At 41.7% G+C, this 19,974-nt stretch carries 20 protein-coding genes; 11 read left to right on the top strand and 9 right to left on the bottom strand.

Annotated features, from left to right (window positions below; genetic code table 11):
* Positions 1–77 precede the first annotated feature (77 nt).
* Together L4C33_RS07270 and asnB are read left to right on the top strand one after the other, a co-directional pair.
* A complete protein-coding gene (locus tag L4C33_RS07270) occupies positions 78–1,664 on the top strand; it encodes a cation:proton antiporter domain-containing protein (protein WP_428811773.1) in 1,587 nt (528 codons plus the stop codon).
* A gap of 225 nt (positions 1,665–1,889) precedes the next feature.
* Positions 1,890–3,554, top strand: coding sequence for an asparagine synthase B (gene asnB, locus L4C33_RS07265; RefSeq protein WP_428811772.1), 1,665 nt, complete (start codon positions 1,890–1,892; stop codon positions 3,552–3,554).
* A gap of 113 nt (positions 3,555–3,667) precedes the next feature.
* Here asnB and rfaH read toward each other — a convergent pair whose 3' ends face one another.
* A complete protein-coding gene (gene rfaH, locus L4C33_RS07260; protein WP_428811771.1) occupies positions 3,668–4,165 on the bottom strand; it encodes a transcription/translation regulatory transformer protein RfaH in 498 nt (165 codons plus the stop codon).
* Between the two features lie 326 nt (positions 4,166–4,491).
* On the opposite strand from rfaH, the gene L4C33_RS07255 reads away from it, so the two are divergent.
* Positions 4,492–5,889: a peptide MFS transporter gene (locus tag L4C33_RS07255; RefSeq protein ID WP_428811770.1), complete on the top strand. Its 1,398-nt coding sequence runs from the start codon at positions 4,492–4,494 to the stop codon at positions 5,887–5,889.
* Between the two features lie 69 nt (positions 5,890–5,958).
* On the opposite strand, the gene hemH is transcribed toward L4C33_RS07255, so the two are convergent.
* From hemH to htpG, 3 genes are all read right to left on the bottom strand, one after another.
* Positions 5,959–6,921 carry a ferrochelatase gene (hemH, locus tag L4C33_RS07250; RefSeq protein ID WP_428811769.1) on the bottom strand — a complete coding sequence of 321 codons (963 nt, stop codon included), beginning with the start codon at positions 6,919–6,921 and terminating at the stop codon, positions 5,959–5,961.
* Positions 6,922–7,076: 155 nt separating this feature from the next.
* Entirely contained in the window at positions 7,077–7,721 is a 645-nt protein-coding gene (adk, locus tag L4C33_RS07245) for an adenylate kinase (protein ID WP_428811768.1), read from the bottom strand.
* Positions 7,722–8,066: 345 nt separating this feature from the next.
* Positions 8,067–9,971, bottom strand: coding sequence for a molecular chaperone HtpG (htpG, locus tag L4C33_RS07240; RefSeq protein WP_428811767.1), 1,905 nt, complete (start codon positions 9,969–9,971; stop codon positions 8,067–8,069).
* 263 nt (positions 9,972–10,234) lie between these two features.
* Between htpG and L4C33_RS07235 the strand changes: the two genes are divergently transcribed.
* From L4C33_RS07235 to L4C33_RS07225, 3 genes are all read left to right on the top strand, one after another.
* Positions 10,235–11,146: a winged helix-turn-helix domain-containing protein gene (locus tag L4C33_RS07235; protein ID WP_428811766.1), complete on the top strand. Its 912-nt coding sequence runs from the start codon at positions 10,235–10,237 to the stop codon at positions 11,144–11,146.
* A complete protein-coding gene (locus L4C33_RS07230) occupies positions 11,146–11,661 on the top strand; it encodes a regulatory protein ToxS (RefSeq protein WP_428811765.1) in 516 nt (171 codons plus the stop codon). The genes L4C33_RS07235 and L4C33_RS07230 overlap by 1 nt, the downstream gene beginning before the upstream one ends.
* Before the next feature lie 65 nt (positions 11,662–11,726).
* Entirely contained in the window at positions 11,727–12,059 is a 333-nt protein-coding gene (locus L4C33_RS07225) for an Rdx family protein (RefSeq protein ID WP_428811764.1), read from the top strand.
* A gap of 98 nt (positions 12,060–12,157) precedes the next feature.
* On the opposite strand, the gene yfcE is transcribed toward L4C33_RS07225, so the two are convergent.
* The 5 genes from yfcE to L4C33_RS07200 all read right to left on the bottom strand — a co-directional run bounded on the left by yfcE (position 12,158) and on the right by L4C33_RS07200 (position 15,070).
* Positions 12,158–12,703, bottom strand: a complete 546-nt coding sequence (yfcE, locus tag L4C33_RS07220; protein ID WP_428811763.1) for a phosphodiesterase — start codon at positions 12,701–12,703, stop codon at positions 12,158–12,160.
* Between the two features lie 97 nt (positions 12,704–12,800).
* Positions 12,801–13,208: a CBS domain-containing protein gene (locus L4C33_RS07215; protein WP_428811762.1), complete on the bottom strand. Its 408-nt coding sequence runs from the start codon at positions 13,206–13,208 to the stop codon at positions 12,801–12,803.
* The gene (locus L4C33_RS07210; RefSeq protein ID WP_428811761.1) at positions 13,205–13,555 is read right to left on the bottom strand and encodes a P-II family nitrogen regulator; all 351 of its coding nucleotides are present in this window, start codon (positions 13,553–13,555) and stop codon (positions 13,205–13,207) included. Before L4C33_RS07210 ends, L4C33_RS07215 begins: the two co-directional genes overlap by 4 nt.
* Positions 13,545–14,339, bottom strand: a complete 795-nt coding sequence (locus L4C33_RS07205; protein WP_428811760.1) for a DUF1538 domain-containing protein — start codon at positions 14,337–14,339, stop codon at positions 13,545–13,547. Before L4C33_RS07205 ends, L4C33_RS07210 begins: the two co-directional genes overlap by 11 nt.
* Positions 14,336–15,070: a DUF1538 family protein gene (locus L4C33_RS07200; RefSeq protein WP_428811780.1), complete on the bottom strand. Its 735-nt coding sequence runs from the start codon at positions 15,068–15,070 to the stop codon at positions 14,336–14,338. The genes L4C33_RS07205 and L4C33_RS07200 overlap by 4 nt, the downstream gene beginning before the upstream one ends.
* A 257-nt stretch (positions 15,071–15,327) precedes the next feature.
* Here L4C33_RS07200 and L4C33_RS07195 point away from each other — a divergent pair, with 257 nt between their 5' ends.
* The 5 genes from L4C33_RS07195 to L4C33_RS07175 all read left to right on the top strand — a co-directional run bounded on the left by L4C33_RS07195 (position 15,328) and on the right by L4C33_RS07175 (position 19,898).
* A complete protein-coding gene (locus tag L4C33_RS07195) occupies positions 15,328–16,242 on the top strand; it encodes a TIGR01777 family oxidoreductase (RefSeq protein ID WP_428811759.1) in 915 nt (304 codons plus the stop codon).
* 40 nt (positions 16,243–16,282) lie between these two features.
* Positions 16,283–17,110: an SDR family oxidoreductase gene (locus L4C33_RS07190; protein ID WP_428811758.1), complete on the top strand. Its 828-nt coding sequence runs from the start codon at positions 16,283–16,285 to the stop codon at positions 17,108–17,110.
* A 327-nt stretch (positions 17,111–17,437) separates the two neighbouring features.
* Positions 17,438–18,292: a co-chaperone YbbN gene (locus L4C33_RS07185; RefSeq protein ID WP_428811757.1), complete on the top strand. Its 855-nt coding sequence runs from the start codon at positions 17,438–17,440 to the stop codon at positions 18,290–18,292.
* A gap of 161 nt (positions 18,293–18,453) precedes the next feature.
* Positions 18,454–19,389 carry an SPFH domain-containing protein gene (locus L4C33_RS07180; protein WP_428811756.1) on the top strand — a complete coding sequence of 312 codons (936 nt, stop codon included), beginning with the start codon at positions 18,454–18,456 and terminating at the stop codon, positions 19,387–19,389.
* A gap of 44 nt (positions 19,390–19,433) precedes the next feature.
* A complete protein-coding gene (locus L4C33_RS07175; RefSeq protein WP_428811755.1) occupies positions 19,434–19,898 on the top strand; it encodes an NfeD family protein in 465 nt (154 codons plus the stop codon).
* Positions 19,899–19,974: the final 76 nt, after the last annotated feature.

Below are 19,974 nucleotides of genomic sequence, written 5' to 3'. Positions count from 1 at the left end.
TCAATCAGATTGACCAACGGGCCGTGTTTGAATAAACACGGCCCGTTTTTATAACAAGGGAAAAATAACACTCAACCATGGAACTAATACTTATATCCACTGCATTTATTGCAGGATTTATCGCGCTAAAATGTAACCTCCCACCTCTCGTTGGTTTCCTACTTGCTGGTTTTGGCTTGTTTGCACTCGGTTTTGAGTCCAACGATACAATTGTCACGCTAGCCGACTTAGGCGTTACCCTACTTCTATTTACTATCGGTCTAAAACTCGATATTAAAACACTGCTGTCGAAAGAAATTTGGGCTGGAGCAACTATTCATAATTTGCTGTCCACACTTTTCTTTGCTTTGGCGCTATTTGCTTTAAAGTTGATCGGGGTTTCTTCGATAGCTTCAATGTCTATTGAACAAATTGTCTTGCTCGGTTTTGCTCTTTCATTTTCAAGCACGGTTTTTGCAGTAAAGTCGCTTCAAGAAAAGGGCGAAATGAATGCTACATACGGCACACTAGCAATCGGTATTTTGGTCATGCAGGATATTTTTGCCGTCGTATTTCTCACCGCCTCTACAGGAAAAATGCCTGAGTGGTATGCAATTGTACTATTCGCGCTACCTCTGCTCCGCCCAGTTTTCTATAAAGTATTAGATTGGGTGGGCCACGGTGAAATGTTGGTCTTGTTTGGGATCTTCTTCGCGTTAGTAGTAGGCGCGGGGCTATTCGAGCTCGTTGGTGTCAAAGCAGATTTAGGAGCTCTTATATTAGGTATGCTACTCGCAGGCCATAGAAAAGCCTCCGAGTTATCCAAATCTCTCTTTAATCTAAAAGAACTGTTCTTAGTCTGCTTTTTCTTGAATATCGGGCTTTCAGAACAACCGACCGTTCAAGGCTTTATACTGGCAATCTTGTTCCTATTAATGCTTCCTGTAAAAGGGATTCTCTATTTCACCATTCTTAACTTCTTTAAATTTCGAGTGCGAACTTCGCTACTCACCACGCTATCACTTTTCAACTTCAGTGAATTCGGACTAATAGTTGGCGGCTTATCATTTAAAATGGGATGGATGTCTGGTGACATTCTGGTTGCTTTAGCTATTGCGGTATCTCTATCTTTCTTAGTCGCAGCTCCGCTCAATCGAGTAGGCCATAAGCTATATCAGCAATCAGGAAAATGGCTTAAAGAGCATGCAGCAGAAAAACTTCATCAAAGAGATCAGCTAATCAACCCAGGTCACGCTCAAGTGCTTATTCTTGGTATGGGTCGCATTGGTACAGGTGCTTACGACGAAATTCGAAATAATTATGGCAAAGTGAGCCTAGGCGTTGAAGTAAGAGAGGATGCAGCGCATGTCCACCGAAGCGAAGGTCGCAATGTCATTAGTGGAGATGCTACCGATCCAGACTTTTGGGAGCGCATTTTAGATACGGCAAATGTGAAGCTTGTTCTATTAGCAATGCCACATCACCAAGGTAATCAAACCGCATTAGAACAGCTGAAAGCTATTAACTATCAAGGGCAAATAGCCGCAATAGCCGAGTACCAAGATCAGCTAGATGCGTTGAAAGAAAGCGGAGTAGATGCTGCGTTCAACATTTATAGTGAAGCAGGTAGCGGTTTTGCTCGCCATGTATGTAAGCAATTACAACCACAGTTGACTCGCCCGTAGTACCAATTTATCACTTAAAACTGGCTCCAAATGAGAGCCAGTTTACTCCCACCTGTACAACAACCGACCTAAACCTTGATTTCATTCACCAAAAATACCAATTAATTAGAAAATATCTAAGCAACAAGCCTTTGTGTGATTTTTTTATTGATATTTGGTTGCTTTTTTTAGCCAAAATGGCAAATTGAAAGCAGACGAATTGGAAATTATTTAAAAGGTATTTGTATGTGTTCTGTATTTGGCATTTTAGACATCAAGACTGATGCTGCCGCACTCCGCCCTGTTGCTTTAGAAATGTCTAAAAAACTCCGCCACCGTGGCCCTGACTGGTCTGGTATCTACGCTAGCGATAACGCAATTTTAGCCCACGAACGTTTGGCGATTGTTGGCCTAAACAGTGGTGCTCAACCTTTATATAGCCAAGACAAGAAACACATTCTTGCCGTAAACGGTGAGATCTATAACCATAAAGAACTTCGTGCACGCTATGCAGGAAAATATGACTTTCAGACAGATTCTGATTGTGAAGTTATCCTAGCCCTTTACCAAGAATTCGGCGAAGATTTACTTGAAGAGTTAAACGGCATCTTTGCATTCGTATTATACGATGAAGAAAAAGATCAGTACTTAGTTGGTCGTGACCACATTGGTATTATTCCTTTGTATCAAGGATACGATGAACATGGTAACTACTACGTCGCTTCTGAAATGAAGGCGCTGGTTCCTGTATGTAAAACCGTGAGTGAATTTCCTCCTGGTTGTTTCTACGGCTCAAAAGATGCAGAGCCTCAGCGCTACTACACTCGTGATTGGAACGAATACGCTGCTGTGCAAGGTAATAGCACAAGCAAGGCTGATTTGACTGAAGCTCTTGAAGCTGCGATTAAACGCCAGTTGATGACTGATGTTCCTTATGGAGTGCTTTTATCTGGCGGTCTAGACTCATCCATAACTTCTGCTGTTGCTAAGCGATTTGCAGCGATGCGTATCGAAGACGACAGCCAATCTGAAGCATGGTGGCCGCAACTACACTCATTTGCTGTTGGCCTTGAAGGAGCGCCAGATCTCATTGCAGCTCGTGAAGTCGCTGACCAAATTGGTACTGTTCACCACGAGATGACGTATACGATTCAAGAAGGTCTAGATGCTATTCGTGATGTTATCTACCACATCGAAACTTATGACGTAACGACAATTCGTGCATCAACTCCTATGTACCTTCTTGCTCGTAAGATCAAAGCGATGGGTATTAAAATGGTTCTTTCTGGTGAAGGTGCTGATGAAATATTTGGTGGCTACTTATATTTCCACAAAGCTCCTAACGCAAAAGAATTCCATGAAGAAACGGTTCGTAAGCTGCTAGCGCTTAACATGTTTGATTGTGCTCGTGCTAACAAATCTCTTGCTGCTTGGGGTGTTGAAGGCCGTGTACCATTCCTAGATAAAGAATTTATCGATGTAGCTATGCGTCTGAACCCTGAAGACAAAATGTGTGGTAACGGTAAAATGGAAAAACACATTTTACGTGAATGTTTTGAGCACTACCTGCCAGAATCTATCGCATGGCGTCAAAAAGAACAGTTCTCTGACGGTGTAGGCTACGACTGGATCGATACCCTAAAAGCAACTGCTGACGCAAAAGTCACAGATCAGCAAATGGAAAGCGCTAAATTCCGCTTCCCTTACAACACACCTTCAACTAAAGAAGGCTACGCGTACCGTGAGATCTTTGAAGAATTATTCCCGTTAGAATCTGCAGCTGAGTGTGTTCCAGGTGGTCCTTCTGTTGCTTGTTCCTCTGCGAAAGCAATTGAGTGGGATGAATCTTTCCAAAACTGTGTAGACCCGTCAGGTCGTGCAGTACAAGCAGTTCACAACGACGCTTACTAAACTTCATTAATACGCTCAATGAGCGATTGAACAGACAAAAAAGGCACCTTTCGGTGCCTTTTTCTTTAAACTTATCTGGCTCTTTTTGCCTATCCGTAAGCGTCTTGTCTAACTTAAGACAAGTCCAAGTCTTTATTATCGATACTCACAGGCACTACTTTACTGATCATTTTCACAAGCATGATCGAACGAGCTTCACCATCTTGTTCCTGGTAAATAGCATCAATTCCAGCAAACTGACCGGTTTTCACTCTGATTGACTGCCCTGCTTCAGGTAAGTTCTCTTGAGCAATCTCTACCGTGTCGTTTTCTAGTTGTTTTAGCTCATAAACTAGATCGCCTTGAACCTCATGTGGTGTCGAACCAAAACGGATAAAATCAACCACGCCACGTGTAGAGCGAACCGTCGTAAAAGTTGGACCAACTTCAAAATCAAACCGGACAAATATATAAGACGGAAAAAGAGGTTCTTTAACGACCTTTCTTTTCCCTCGAACCAATTTCTCAACTTCCATTTGTGGATAAAAACACTCAACACCTTGATTCTCAAGGTGGAGTTTCGCTCTATTTTGATCTCCACGTTTGCAGTAAAGCAAATACCAACGTTTCATAATGACTAGCCAAAATTATTATCTGAGTTTTTTGCATTTTATCATATCGACTAAAACTATCATGCATTTCCATCTTAGAGTCTCTAATACATTCCAAATTTGATTTAATCAATCTACTTCGCACCGATAAACTGATAAATCATTTTTGGAAAATTAGTTTGCAGCACGTAAAAAACACCAAATACGATGGTTATTTCTTAATAAATTCAAATAGTTAAATTCAACCACATATAAACACCAAACATTAACGCCGTTGCAAGGGTTAACTCCAGTGTGTATACATAATTCACTATAAAATTCTTTAATAAATAAGATTAGTAAAACTTATGCCAAACAATCACAACATCTTTGGTCACCCACGAGGTCTGTTTCTGCTGTTCAGCACAGAGCTTTGGGAGCGTTTTTCTTACTACGCAATGCGCGCAATCCTCGTTCTCTTTCTTACCGATACAACAATCAATGGTGGTCTAGGCTGGTCTACAAAAGAAGCTCTTGACCTCTATGGTATTTACACAGGGTTAGTTTATATCACTCCACTAATCGGTGGTTGGATTGCCGACAACTACCTAGGTCAGAGAAAGTCCATCCTTATTGGTGGCGYATTCATGGCTCTTGGTCAATTTACCCTTGCCCTGCCAACTGGCTTTATGGGATTAGATCAAATTAGTGTGTTCTATTTTGGTTTGGCTCTACTCATTGCGGGTAATGGTATGTTCAAGCCTAATATCTCAACCATGGTTGGTGACCTTTATCAAGAGGGTGACAACCGTCGTGATGGCGCTTTCACTATTTTCTACATGGGCATTAACCTAGGCGCATTACTTGGCGGTCTAATTTCAGGTGCTGCTACTGGTGCCTATGGCTGGAAAGCCGGCTTTTTAGCCGCAGGTATTGGCATGGTGATCAGTTTGATCATGCAAATCACCTTAGCCCCTTCTTGGTTAGGCAGCATAGGTTCTGTTCCAGCTGCAGCTCGAGCAAAAGCGATGGCAAAATCGCAAAGTAATGCTCCATTAACAAAAGAAGAATTCGACCGCTTAAAAGTCATTCTAGTTATGGGCTTGTTCGTGATTGTATTTTGGGCAGGGTTTGAACAGGCTGGCGGCTTGATGAATATCTACACTCAGCAATATACCGATCGTATGATTGGTGGTTTTGAAGTTCCAGCTGCTTGGTTCCAATCACTTAATCCATTTTTTATCATCACACTTGCCCCCGTTCTGGCAGCATTTTGGATAAAACTTGGTAAGCGTGAACCAAACTCTCCGGTTAAATTTGCTCTGGCTTTATTCTTTCTAGCATTGGGCTTTGTATGCATGATCGGTGCGGTAATGGAACAAGGTGGAGATGTAACCGTTAAAACATCAATGTTATGGCTTGTCGGCGCTTTCTTTTTCCACACATTGGGGGAATTGTGTTTATCGCCAATTGGTCTATCGTTGGTGACAAAACTCGCACCACTGCGCTTAGCATCATTGATGATGGGTGCATGGTTTGGCTTCAATGCTATAGCTAACTATGTGGCAGGCTTAGTGGGCTCTCATGTTGGTGAACTTGGCCCGATGGCAATCTTCAGCGGTATCGCGGTAACTGCGACGGTTAGTGGCGTTCTATTATTACTTTGCGCTGGTAAGCTAGTTTCATGGATGCACGGCGTCGAAGGAACTGCGAACCACGATAGCAAGGATTCAGATCTCCTAGTAACAGAAACATCTGCAGCTTAAGAACAACACAATATCACAAAAAGAAAAAGGGCAGCCTATGAGCTGCCCTTTTTATATAGTTCTCTTGCGTTAGCGATATTGAGTCACAAGCTCTGCCATCATCTCAATGTGCTTATCGTTGTCGTTTAAACACATGATATAGCTAAACGACTCTCCACCCGCATCAATAAAGGTGTCTTTACACTGATCCGAAATTTCTTCTAGCGTCTCTAAGCAATCAACAGAAAAAGCAGGAGCCATAATATCGAGCTTCTTTATTCCCTTTTTCGGTAGTTCTTCAAGCGTCTTATCTGTATAAGGCTTCAACCACTCTTCACGACCAAACCGCGATTGGTATGTCATCGTAATGTTTTCAGACGATAGACCTAACTCCGCCGCCAGTAACTTTGTTGTTTCTTCACAGTGCTGAGGATAAATATCACCTTCATCAGCTAACCGCTGAGGGATACCATGGAATGAACACACAAGGTGGTCACCTTGTCCATTCTCTTGCCARTGCTTACGAACACTATCAGCTAAGGCTTCAATATAGCTAGAGTCGTCGTAGTAATCACGAATGAAACGATAACCAGGGATCACGGGTAACTGTTTGAATGCTTTTGTTAAACCGTCTGACACTGCAGCGGTGGTTGTTCCCGAATATTGTGGGTAAAGTGGAAGCACAATAATTTCTTCCACGCCTTGAGATGTCAAAGCTTCAATACCACTTTTAAGGCTTGGGTTACCATAAGTCATCCCCAAGGTGACAGGCATCTTAAGTTCATCTTGCAGCTTTTTAACTTGTCTTTGAGAATAAACAAGCAATGGCGACCCTTCGTCCATCCATACTGACTGATATAACTTAGCTACTTTGGGTGAGCGTATTGGTAAAATAACCCCATGCAATATCGGGCACCACAACCAACGCGTTAGATTTACAACTCGCTTGTCGTGCAAAAATTCACTTAAGAAGCGTCGAACCGCCGCAGGTGTTGCTGAGTCTGGCGTACCTAAGTTAACCAGCAATACGCCCTGCTTTTTATTATTTTCCATAGCTACCTGAAACCAATAATGACTTTGACAAAACGTAAGACTAATGGGGTCGATGTATCAATCACGAGCCTTAGTCACGCCAAAATTTAAGACAAAAAAAGCGACCTAAAAGGTCGCTTCCAATATATCAAATTATAAAACTAGCTGTTAGCCAATTATGCTAGTGCTTTCTCAAGTTCTGCACTAACTTCAGCTACTTGCTTAGTACCATCAAACTTAAGGTACTTAGTGTTACCAGCTTCAGCTTCTTGACCGTAGTAAGAGATAAGTGGAGCTGTTTGATCATGATATACACCTAGACGAGCACGAACTGTTTCTTCTTTATCGTCATCACGTACAACTAGCTCTTCACCAGTTACGTCATCTTTACCTTCTTCTTTAGGTGGATTGTACACATTGTGGTATGTACGACCAGAAGGAAGGTGAGCACGACGACCAGCCATACGCTCAACGATTACATCGTCAGCTACGTCAAACTCTACAACGTAGTCTACAACGATACCCATCTCTTTTAGGCCATCAGCTTGTGGAATTGTACGAGGGAAACCGTCTAGTAGGAAACCTTTCTCACAATCATCTTGAGCGATACGCTCTTTGATAAGACCAAGGATAATTTCATCAGAAACTAGTTGACCAGCATCGATTACTGATTTTGCTTGTTTACCAAGCTCAGTACCCGCTTTGATAGCAGCACGAAGCATGTCACCAGTAGAAATTTGAGGGATACCAAATTTACCCATGATGAAGTTAGCTTGAGTACCTTTACCCGCGCCAGGAGCACCTAGAAGAATGATGCGCATGTTGAATCCTCTTATAAAAATTATGATTTATACCGAAGCTCACTATGTGAACATCAGCCAACAAAGGCTAATAGCTCAACACAAAGTGCAACACGGTAAGTTTCGGTATAATGATTTAAAATCAGTGTAAATTGCGCTAACTGTATGAGTTATACACAATCATTGCCACATTTAGGATGGGCATTCTACCACATTAATATTCAATATGGCTGAATTAAGACTAAAGAATGTGATTGGCTAAAACCGTAAATAGTCAAATGTAAATATAACGGCAGATAGCGACCACTTTTGTTAATTTCATGAAAAAAGCTCGCATTTGCGAGCTTTTATCTACATGTTTAACTATTAGCCCTTAGTCAAAAGGTTATTGATTGCACCTAAGAACTGAGAAGGGTCTTCCATCGAACCTTTTTCAGCTAGCATTGCTTGACCAAGTAACACTTCAACCCAGCGACCAAATGCAGCTTCATCTGCTTCATCTGCCATTTGTTTAACAAGAGCGTGCTCAGGGTTAATTTCAAAAATGTATTTAACTTCAGGAGCAGCTTGGCCTGCAGCTTCAAGAAGCTTAGCCATTTGAGTGCCCATTTCAAAATCGTCTGTTACTACAACTGCAGGTGTTGTCGCCAGTTTGAACGTAGTACGAACTTCTTTAACACGGTCACCAAGGTAAGATTGAGTTCGCTCAACAACAGATTTAAACTCTTCTTCTGTCTCTTTTTGCTTCTCTTTTTCTTCTTCACCTTCAAACTTACTTAGATCCAAGCCAGCTTTTGTGATCGACTGAAATTGCTTGCCATCGAAATCCGTTAGGTAGTTCATCACGTACTCATCAATACGATCGTACATTAGAACCACTTCAATACCTTTCGCTTTGAACTGCTCTAAGTGTGGGCTGTTCTTCGCTGCAGCATAGCTATCTGCTGTTAGGTAGTAGATCTTATCTTGACCTTCTTTCATACGTTCAACGTATGACGCTAGACTGATTGTTTGATCTGAAGAATCAACCTCTGTTGATGAGAAACGAAGTAGACCGGCAATCTTCTCTTTGTTCGCCATGTCTTCAGCTGGGCCTTCTTTCATTACTAGGCCAAACTCTTTCCAGAACTCCAGGTACTTATCGTTGTCGTTCTTCGCCATGCGCTCAAGCATAGTAAGTACACGCTTAGTACATGCACCACGAAGGGACTGAGTTACCTTGTTGTCTTGTAGGATTTCGCGTGAAACGTTCAATGGAAGGTCATTTGAATCAATCAAACCTCGAACGAAACGCATGTATGAAGGCATAAACTGCTCTGCGTCATCCATAATAAACACACGCTGAACGTAAAGCTTTAGACCACTCTTATGATCACGGTTCATCATATCCCAAGGTGCTTTAGCTGGAATATAAAGTAAGCTCGTGTAGTCGTTTTTACCTTCGACTTTGTTATGGCTCCACGTTAGTGGATCTGCAAAGTCATGAGAGACATGCTTGTAGAACTCTTGGTATTCTTCTTTTTCGATATCTGACTTGTTACGAGTCCAAAGCGCTTGAGCTTTATTGATTTGTTCCCATTTTTTCTCTTCTGTGTCTTTACCTTCGTCATCTTTAACCGGTGTTAAGATAGACACAGGAATACCGATGTGATCAGAGTATTTACCAATCACTTCACGTAGACGGTACTCATTTAAGAATTCTTTACCTTCTTCACGCATATGAAGAACGATATCAGTACCACGAGACTCTTTCGTGATGTCTTCAATTGTATAATCGCCTTCGCCTGCAGAGTGCCATTGCACTGCTTCGTCTGCTTTAGAACCCGCAGCACGAGTACGAACAGTCACAGCATCAGCTACGATAAATGCTGAATAGAAACCTACACCAAATTGACCAATAAGCTGTGAGTCTTTTGATTGATCATCAGATAGCTTTGAGAAAAAGTCAGCTGTACCTGATTTAGCTATAGTTCCTAAATGCTCAATAACGTCATCGCGGTTCATACCAATGCCGTTATCAGAAATAGTTAGAGTGTTAGATTCTGCATTAAAAGCCAGCTTTACACCTAAGTCAGCATCACCTTGATATAGCTCTGCATCAGACAAAGCTTGAAAACGCAATTTATCAGCAGCATCAGAGGCATTTGAAATAAGCTCTCGTAGGAAGATCTCTTTATTTGAATAAAGTGAGTGAATCATTAGGTGAAGTAGTTGTTTTACTTCAGATTGAAAGCCACGAGTTTCTTTATTATGAGTTGCTGTTTCGCTCATTTTTACTCCAAAACATCTATAATGGTAAGTAAGTGAAGGGGTAACCTTCTAACTATTCGTCTTGATATGTTCATTAACATGAGGATGACAAATGTAAATTCAAGGTCAAGAATCATAAAAACACTGTTTTTTTGATTTGTTTTGATTATGCTTACACTTCAAATTATAAAAGAACATAAAAGAGCCTTAAGTAAACGTGACCATTACTGGTTTACTTTTGAAGGTAACCGTACTTAGACCATTACAATCTATAGAAGAATTCAATGAGCAATATAGGCACCAAGTTTATACTCGCACAAAGATTTGTCTTTGATCCAAACAGCAATTCACTTGTCGATCAAACCGACGACAGTGACGTTGTTCGCCTTGGCAGCAATGAAAGCCGTATTCTTTTAATGCTTTCAGAAAGACCAAACGAAGTCATTACTCGTAATGAACTTCATGAGTATGTATGGCGAGATCAAGGCTTCGAAGTCGACGACTCTAGCTTGACACAAGCGGTGTCTACCTTACGTAAAATGCTAAAAGACTCGACTAAATCGCCTGAATTTGTAAAAACGGTTCCTAAACGTGGCTATCAGTTTATCGCTAGTGTCGAGCGTTCAGCTCCACTGTCGTCTGCAGACCAAGTCTCCGCGACGCTAGATTTAGATTCTACGGAAGAACCTTTAGAGTCGTTATCAACCTCGTTAGAAGAAACGTCTAATGTTGACGTTGTTTCAGCCGAAACCGATGAAACGGTCCCTCCTCAACCAGATGTGGAGCAAGCCACCCATAAGCACGTCCAATCGACTCAAGACAATAAGCAAGATAAATGGCTTCCTCGTTTAGTAGTACTGGCTGCGATTTTACTGCCGTTATTGGTGTTAACTTTCACTAACCCGGCTGAATCTAAATTCCGCACGTTATCTGAAGTAGATGGTGTTCAAATTCTTTCGCCAATGAATCATCCAAGTATGGATTCTTGGTTAGGCTCGATAGAAAAGTGTGTAGCTCAATATAATGAAGATCACCCGAATACTCGTAAGCCAGTGCAGGTAATTGCAACCGGCGGTCAAAGTAACCAAGTCGTTCTAAACTATGTGCATAGCCAAGACCATGCGAGTGAAAATGTGACATTACGAATTTTCACTGAACAAGCGGATTTAAGCTCAATTTGTAAGGGTGATAACTAATGAAAATGAAAGCTTCACTTATCATTTTAGCCGTATCGGCTGTATTTAGCTCTTGGCTCTATTGGGGCAGTGACACAAAAATGGAACAACTGCTCACCTCACAAGAGTGGCAATCTAAAATGGTGAGTTTGATTAATAATCACAGCCAAGAAGAAGCCATTGGACCTTTAACAAAAGTAAAACTCACAGCCAATGCTAAGTACCTACCCAATGGTACTTATATTCGTATGTCTGTGGTTCGCCTTTTTAGCAATGAATCAAACAATYAGAATATTATTAATATATCTGAAACTGGCCAGTGGGATATCAATGATAATTACCTCTTGATTTCACCGACCGAGTTTAAAGACGTCACATCAACGCAAAGTAAAGATTTCACTGAAGATCAGCTAAATTTGATCACTCAGGTAATTAAAATGGACGCTGAGCAAAGCCGACGTATCGATATAGTGAACCCGAAAACCTTGTTGCTGACGAGTCTCAATCACGGTTCAACTGTGCTCTTTGCTAACTAAGTTTTAAACCTTCAGTATCCGCAAAAATACAAATAGGGAGCACCAAGCTCCCTATTTTTTATTTTATGAATACCTCATATACTATTTATTTTGCCGACTTAACACCTAGCGGAGAAACTATGATTAAAGCGAACCTTGAGATTCACTATTGTCGTCAATGTAACTGGATGCTAAGAGCAAGTTGGTTAAGCCAGGAGTTACTTCATACGTTCAGCGAGGAAATTCAAAGTGTTAGTCTTCACCCAAATACTGGCGGGCGCTTCGAGATTTTTTGTAATGGTGTTCAGATCTGGGAGCGGAAGAAGGATGATGGTTTTCCTGAAGCGAAAGAGCTCAAGAAAAGAGTTCGTGACGTCATCGCACCAGAGAAAGATTTGGGTCACGTTGATTCAAAATAGCGAATATGCGTTGACGTTTAGACCCACATAAATGAACAGATAAGGGCTAGAGCACTTCTAACCCTTTGTACTTTTAATGCAATGACTTGGCTAAACAGCTACAAATCACCAGCAGCAATGACATCTCCGTCTAAACTCACAACGCTAAACTGACCGTCTTCATATAGCCCATAGCTTGCAGGGTAGYCGTCTCTAGGGAAAGTCACAGACCCAGGATTAAATATGAATTGCTGCTCTTGATAGTGAGCAACCGGAATATGAGTATGCCCGTGAGCAATAACATCCCCTTGATTTAATGGAGGCCGATTTGTTGCGTTGTATAAATGCCCATGAGTCAAAAAGAGTCGCTTCCCACTTGGTAGCAACACCCATGCATAATCAGCCATCATTGGGAATGATAGGAGCATCTGGTCAACTTCACTATCACAGTTTCCTCTAACCGCAATTACATTATTAGCATACTGATTCAGGCGTTCTGCAACCAGAGGAGGATTATAACCTTCAGGAATAGGGTTACGCGGTCCATGATTCAAGGTATCACCAAGTAATACTAAATGCTGAGCACCAGAACGTTCAAACAGCTCTAATACCTTCTCAGTAGCTGGCAAAGAACCATGTAAGTCAGAAGCAAAAAAAAGTTTCAAGGCGTACATCTCCATAAAGTCGTTATGGCTATTGTACGAAATCTAAGTTCTATCGTCACTGATGATGGTTGATACGGCATCATTTAGAATCTGATACTCAGTCACCCTCAATTGCCATCCCATTCACGACGATATTATTGTAGCTCACCATACCTATCACTTTTCCTGACTCGATCACAGGTGCTCGGCTAATACCAAATCTTTCAAATAGACGCGCGCAATATTTCACATTCATTTCAGGGTCAACCGCCAGAGCTGGCTTTGTCATTATTTCATAGATATTAGTTCGGCGAGGAGACCGATTCTTAGCAAGTACCTGCTTCGCAATATCGTTCATCAGCACAATACCGTACTCATCATCGTCATGGCGTTTATCGACAATGAGTGCTTTAACTCGATACTCACGCGCAAGCTCTATCCCTTCATGAACCGTTGTGAGGCCGTCAATAATGACATAAGTGTTCGCCATAACATCACGGACGCGCCTTTTTTCATGTTTAATCATAATTCCTCCTCTACCACTTTGGTTAAGGTTGCGACTTGGTGAGCAACACCTACTGCATCTTCAACATCAATCTGTACAGCAATGCCCTGCCCTGACTGCTCATCGAACTCACCAACTTCACTGATTGTTTCTAAAATATGCCGTGATAAATGTTCTTCCACTACAAACAGCACTACATCTTTTTGTACATCGAGGGTTAAACCAAAGAAGGTCTTCTTTTTATTGAGACCTTGTCCACGAGCGTTATTAATCACGGTTGCCCCCGTGGCCCCTGCATTACGTGCAGCATCTAACACCACATCTGTTTTACTATCTTCAACAAATGCCAAAATTAGTTTAAAGCGCATCTTCTTTCTCCTTATACGCACGTAACTCATTTAACCGCTGAGTGATTTGTGCGTATGCCATTACTGAGATGATTGGAAATAAACTCGCAAATGCGATGAGCCCAAAGCCGTCTATCACCGGGTTACGCCCCGGTACTGTTGACGCCAGCCCCAGCCCTAAAGCTGTCACTAGTGGGACAGTCACCGTTGATGTCGTCACACCACCAGAATCGTAAGCTAATGGAACAATCAGTTTTGGTGCATAGAAGGTTTGGATAACCACAATCACATAACCAAAAATAATGTAGTAATGGATCGGGTCTCCAGCGACGATACGATAACTTCCTAAAGAAATACCGACGGCCACCCCTAATGCAACGGCAATTCTTAAGCCATTTACGCTAATGCTTCCACCCGAAACTTGGTTTGCTTTCATTGCCACCGCAATCAAAGAAGGTTCTGCAATCGTCGTGCTAAAACCAATGAAAAAAGCAAATAAATAAACCCAGTAATAATCAAACCACTCTAATTTGATCCCAACACTAAGCTTTACGTCTTGAAGAAAATCAGGTGCTGTTAGTTGATGAGCCATCGTTTCCCCTAATGGAAACAACGCCAACTCTAACCCCAGTAAAAATAGAGACAGCCCTAAAATCACATAAAAGAACCCAAGTAATACAGTGCTAAGGTTCGTTATCGGTTTACGTAAAACAGCGATTTGAAAACCAAAAATAATAACGGCTATTGGAATTACATCACTGACTGTACTTAAAAATGTATCAAGAAACTGACCTAAGCTAATCATGTCACGACCATCCCATAGACCATGACAAACATCATCGGCAGCAGTGAAGCAAATGCGATTAAGCCAAAGCCATCAACCATTGGATTACGACCTTTGATGGCTGACGCAAGCCCAACCCCTAACGCTGTCACTAATGGAACCGTGATCGTTGACGTTGTTACCCCACCCGAGTCGTAAGCAATACCTATGATATTTTCAGGAGCAAAACCTGTGAGTACAACCACTCCGATATAACCTCCAATAATCATGTAATGAATCGGCCAGCCTTTAAGAATCCTCAGGACTCCAAGCAAAATTGCCACACCAACAGACAATGCGACCGTTAGCCTTAACCCATCGGCATAATCTTCCATTTCAATAGGGTTGTTTGGTATTACTCCACCTTCAGCAGCGACCTCAGCCGCTTCTGCAGCAACCGCGGTTAATGCAGGTTCTGCAATTGTGGTTCCAAACCCTAGGCAAAAAGCAAAGATCAATAGCCAGACCACACTGCCTTTACGCGCAAAAGATTGAGCCATTGATTCACCGATAGGAAATAGCCCCATTTCCAACCCAAATATGAAGAAGGTAAGGCCAAGTACCACTAGGATTAAGCCTAGTAAGATGGAAACTAAATTAGGTAGTGGCTCTTGCAAGACGATAAGTTGAAAGAAAGCGATCACGATAACTATTGGCAGTAAGTCTCTTAAGCTCCCAAGCATCGCCTTAAATAGCGCAAGTAAACTGGACAACCCATTTGTTGATGTCATTCGACTCCTTGGCTCTTTGTATAAAAACCCTTACATTCATCATGGCAAATGATGTTTAATTAAGGTGTGACCAAAGTTACGCGCTTAATAACCTATGGAGTATTTTCCTAAATTTGTGATAAACCTTCCCTCAACTTTGATACCACCGCCAAATAACGTAATAGCACTGAGATATTCGCTTTCTATAATTCACTCAATCAGTTAACCGTGTCTATAATGAAACCACAAGGGAGGGAAGTATGAAGATATTACTGACGGGCGGTACTGGCTTTATCGGATCTGAATTAATAAAAATGTTTAAGACATCTGATGTCACTTTGCTTACACGTTCGCCACTAAAAGCAGAAAAAAAACTTTCACATGTCGATCATGGTCATATCCAATATATTCAATCCCTTGAAGAACTAAACGATCTCAATCAGTTCAATGCCGTCATTAACCTTGCAGGTGAGCCTATTGCCGAGAAGCGATGGTCCGAAAAACAAAAAGAGAAGATTTGTCAAAGTCGATGGAAAATCACCGATAAACTCGTCGCTTTGATTCATGCGAGCACCGAGCCTCCTGAAGTATTTATCAGTGGTTCTGCTGTCGGCTACTACGGTGATCAGCAAGAACACCCTTTCGACGAAAATTTGCACGTCTATCATATGAATTTTCCACACCAAGTTTGTTCCCACTGGGAACAAATTGCGATGCGAGCTCAATCGGATAGAACTCGGGTTATTCTTTTAAGAACAGGAATAGTCCTTGGCGAGCACGGAGGAGCATTACAAAAAATGCTTTTGCCTTATAAACTTGGGCTGGGCGGGCCAATAGGTTCAGGTAAGCAGTACATGCCGTGGATTCACATGTTAGACATGGTCAGAGCCATTACATACCTAATGAAAACACCACATGCGAAAGGCGAGTTTAACCTTTGCGCTCCACACCCAGTATCAAATAAAGAGTTTAGCCGTTCACTAGCGAAAACTCTTAAAAGGCCTCATTTACTCTTCACCCCCAAGTGGGTAATGAAAGTGGTTATGGGTGAGTCTTCTTGTTTACTGTTTGACAGCATTCGAGCCAAACCCAAGAAGCTAACTGAAGTCGGCTTCATATTTAGTTACTCTCGAATTGAACCTGCGCTTAAAAACCTCTTACAACACATAGACTAATTCTTTATTCTATCAGCATCTGTAATTTTTAGGCTTTTGTATGTCGATTTCCGTTCTCATAACAGGCTGCTCTAGTGGCATAGGTTACACCTGCGCGCATGCTTTGCACTCCAAAGGATTCAAGGTGATAGCTTCTTGCCGCTACCTTGATGACGTTCAACGACTCCAGTCTGAAGGCTTAACCTGTATTCAATTGGACTTAACTTGTCAAAACAGTATCCAACAAGGGGTGGATGACGCGATAAAGCTATCTAACGGTAAACTGACAGCAGTATTTAATAATGGGGCATATGGGCAACCTGGTGCTCTTGAAGACTTACCGACCGACGCGTTACGCGAACAATTTGAAACTAACTTCTTTGGTTGGCATCATCTTATACGTCACCTTTTGCCACACTTTAGGAAAAATGGTGAAGGTAGAATTATTCAAAACAGCTCAGTTCTTGGTTTTGCCGCAATGAAATATAGAGGAGCATACAATGCTTCTAAATTCGCAATTGAAGGTTGGACCGACACCATAAGATTAGAGCTCCACAATACCAATATCCATATATCACTTATTCAACCCGGCCCAATCGAAACTCAGTTTCGAGCCAATGCACTGACTGCATTTAAACGCTGGATAAATATAGAAAATAGCCCTCATCAAGAACAATACCAACAGCAAGCCCAAAGACTTGAAAATGACTCATCTAACAATCAGTTTGTGTTGCCCGCTGAAAGTTGTATAGCCCCTGTCATTGATGCTTTAACGGCAAAAAAACCAAAGCTTAGATATAGGATCACAACACCTACAAAAGTATTTTCTGTATTAAAGCGAGTCCTTCCTAACCGCTGGCTCGACCATATTCTGCGTAAGGCAGCGTAAATTCACTGAAACAATGTAATTTGTTCGTAACATTGAGATGTCATTATCTACATTCTGGTTTACCACTTTCTAGATAATCTATGTTTTTGAGGCGAATAATTGTCATTAAATCGAATTAACTGGGTCAGTGTGAGTGTCGTAATTGCGATATTTTTGCTGTTTTGAGTACTCGTACAAGCTCCAAGTCACCCACTAACAAACGCTATGTCTTCATTTGAGTTAACAACTACAAATTGAGACGTAGCGTTTTTTTGTGGCCGGGCTTGAAGTTACCTCGCTCCTCCCCCATATTTCTTATATATCCAATGACATACGCAAGGAACTTCGATGCAATCTCCACACATTGTTGAGCTCAACGAACAGAACTTTCGCCAAGTACTTGAAGGGTCAATGCAGACCCCTGTTCTTATTCACTTTTGGGCACCAATGAGCCAAGAAAGTACTCAAGTTATCCCAGACTTACAGAGTCTAGTTCAGCAATATAACGGGGCGTTCACTCTAGCACTTTTGAACTGCGAGCAAGAACAAGCCATCGCAAGCCAATTTGGGGTGCAAGCTCTCCCTACTATTGCATTATTTGTTAACGGACAAGCAGTAGATGGATTAGGCGGCCCTCAAACGATTGAAGCCATCACCACTATGCTTTCTAAACACCTACCAAGCCAAGATGAATTAGCACTGAGACAAGCTCTAGAGTCAATGCAAGCGGGTGACCATGCTGCCGCCTTAAACGCAATGCAAGCTCTTCCAGAAGAACTAAAGATGAAAGGCGAAGTAAAGTTAGCGATTGCGGAATGTTTACTCGAAACACAACAGTTTGACCTTGCAGAGACTCAGCTTCAAACCATCCCACTTGAGTACCAAGACAACTATTACAAAACCCTAATGGCTAAGTTGGAATTACATAAACAGGCTGCGGATAGCCCTGAAATTCAAGCATTAGAAAGTGCCTTAAAAGATACGCCTGATAATGCACAAGTAGCATCAGAACTAGGTTTACAATATCACCAAGTCAATCGTGATGAGGAAGCTCTAGAACTACTGTGGGGCTTCTTAGTCAGAGATTTAAATACGTTAGACGGTGACATGAAAAAGTCCTTTATGGATATTTTAAGTGCTTTAGGCCAAGGCAATGCTATTGCAGCTAAATACCGACGTCAGATGTACTCCCTTCTGTACTAAAACGTCTTCACCATTATTATAGACACCTGAGGGCTAAATCATTAGCCCTCTTAATTTATGTCAACACCCACCTCAATTCTCATTTATAAACTTGCCCATCATTACAATTTGAGCCAGTATAAAACATTAAATATCAACAACTTCCATATTAAGGGTTTACTATGGCTATTGATGCTTTGATTACTATTGGCGGCTTCATTTTCGTTGCTGTTGTCTTTATTTTTGCTGGAGTGAAAACTGTACCTCAAGGTAACAACTGGACGGTAGAACGATTCGGACGTTATACACAAACACTAAAGCCAGGGCTTAACTTAATCATCCCTTTCATTGACGGAATTGGTCAGAAGATAAGTATGATGGAACGAGTGCTGGATATTCCAGCTCAAGAAGTCATATCGAAAGACAACGCCAATGTCATGATCGATGCTGTCTGCTTCGTACAAGTCATTGATGCTCCCAAAGCAGCTTATGAAGTCAACGATCTTGAACATGCCATTCGTAACTTAACCCTAACCAATATTCGTACCGTTCTTGGCTCTATGGAGTTGGACGAAATGCTTAGCCAAAGAGACATGATCAACACCAAGCTTCTAACTATCGTCGATGAGGCAACAAACCCTTGGGGTGTAAAAGTCACCCGTATTGAAATTAAAGATGTTCAGCCACCAGCAGACCTAACTGCAGCGATGAACGCACAAATGAAAGCTGAGCGTAACAAACGTGCTGATATTCTTGAAGCGGAAGGCGTAAGACAAGCAGAGATCCTAAAGGCAGAAGGCCACAAACAATCCGAAATTCTAAAAGCTGAAGGCCAAAAACAAGCTGCTATTCTTCAAGCTGAAGCTCGTGAAAGAGCTGCGGAAGCAGAAGCAAAGGCGACTGAAATGGTTTCAAATGCAATCGCGCAAGGTGATATGCAAGCCGTAAATTACTTCATAGCACAAGGCTACACCGATGCTCTTAAATCTATTGGGCAAGCTGAAAATGGTAAAGTGATCATGCTACCTCTAGAAGCGACAGGTCTTATGGGCTCGATAGCGGGTGTTGCTGAAATGTTCAGCCAATCAAAATCAGATAGCAACTCTAATAACCAATAACCAATAACCAATAACCAATAACCAACTAAGAATAAGGGGTGGTTATGATAGAACTTCTTGAACAAATGAACTTGTGGCATTGGTTTGCTTTAGGGTTACTGCTATTGGCTGTAGAGCTACTTGGAACCGCAGGTTATTTTCTATGGCTCGGTATCTCAGCAATTCTAGTTGGGGTCTTAGTGTCAACCCTTCCTATCGGCTGGCAAGTTCAGTGGGTCTCTTTCGGTAGTTTCTCATTAATCACAACTTGGCTTTGGTGGAGAAAACAGCTGTCGTCAGACAAGCAATCCGACGATTCACGCGAACTCAACCAACGAGAAAAACAACTCATTGGGCAAACTGTTTTTTTGACTGAAGATTTCAGCCGAAGTGGTGGCAGAATAAAGCTTGGAGATACGACCTGGTCAGCACGATGTTCTGAAGATTTATCTGCTGGAACAGAGGTTAAGATCGTCAAAGTTGAAGGGATCATCCTTTACATAAAGTCCAACGACCAGAAAACAGGTTAAATTTAAAGTAATTAGCTGAATATTACTTCTAATTTTCAGCTAATTACCATTTTATTATAAGCATTAATTTAGTATT

The organism is Vibrio makurazakiensis, from assembly GCF_050337375.1.
Classification (GTDB): Bacteria; Pseudomonadota; Gammaproteobacteria; order Enterobacterales; family Vibrionaceae; genus Vibrio; species Vibrio makurazakiensis.
Note: the sequence above shows the minus strand (reverse complement) of the source record. Positions and strands in the feature narration are given on the sequence as shown.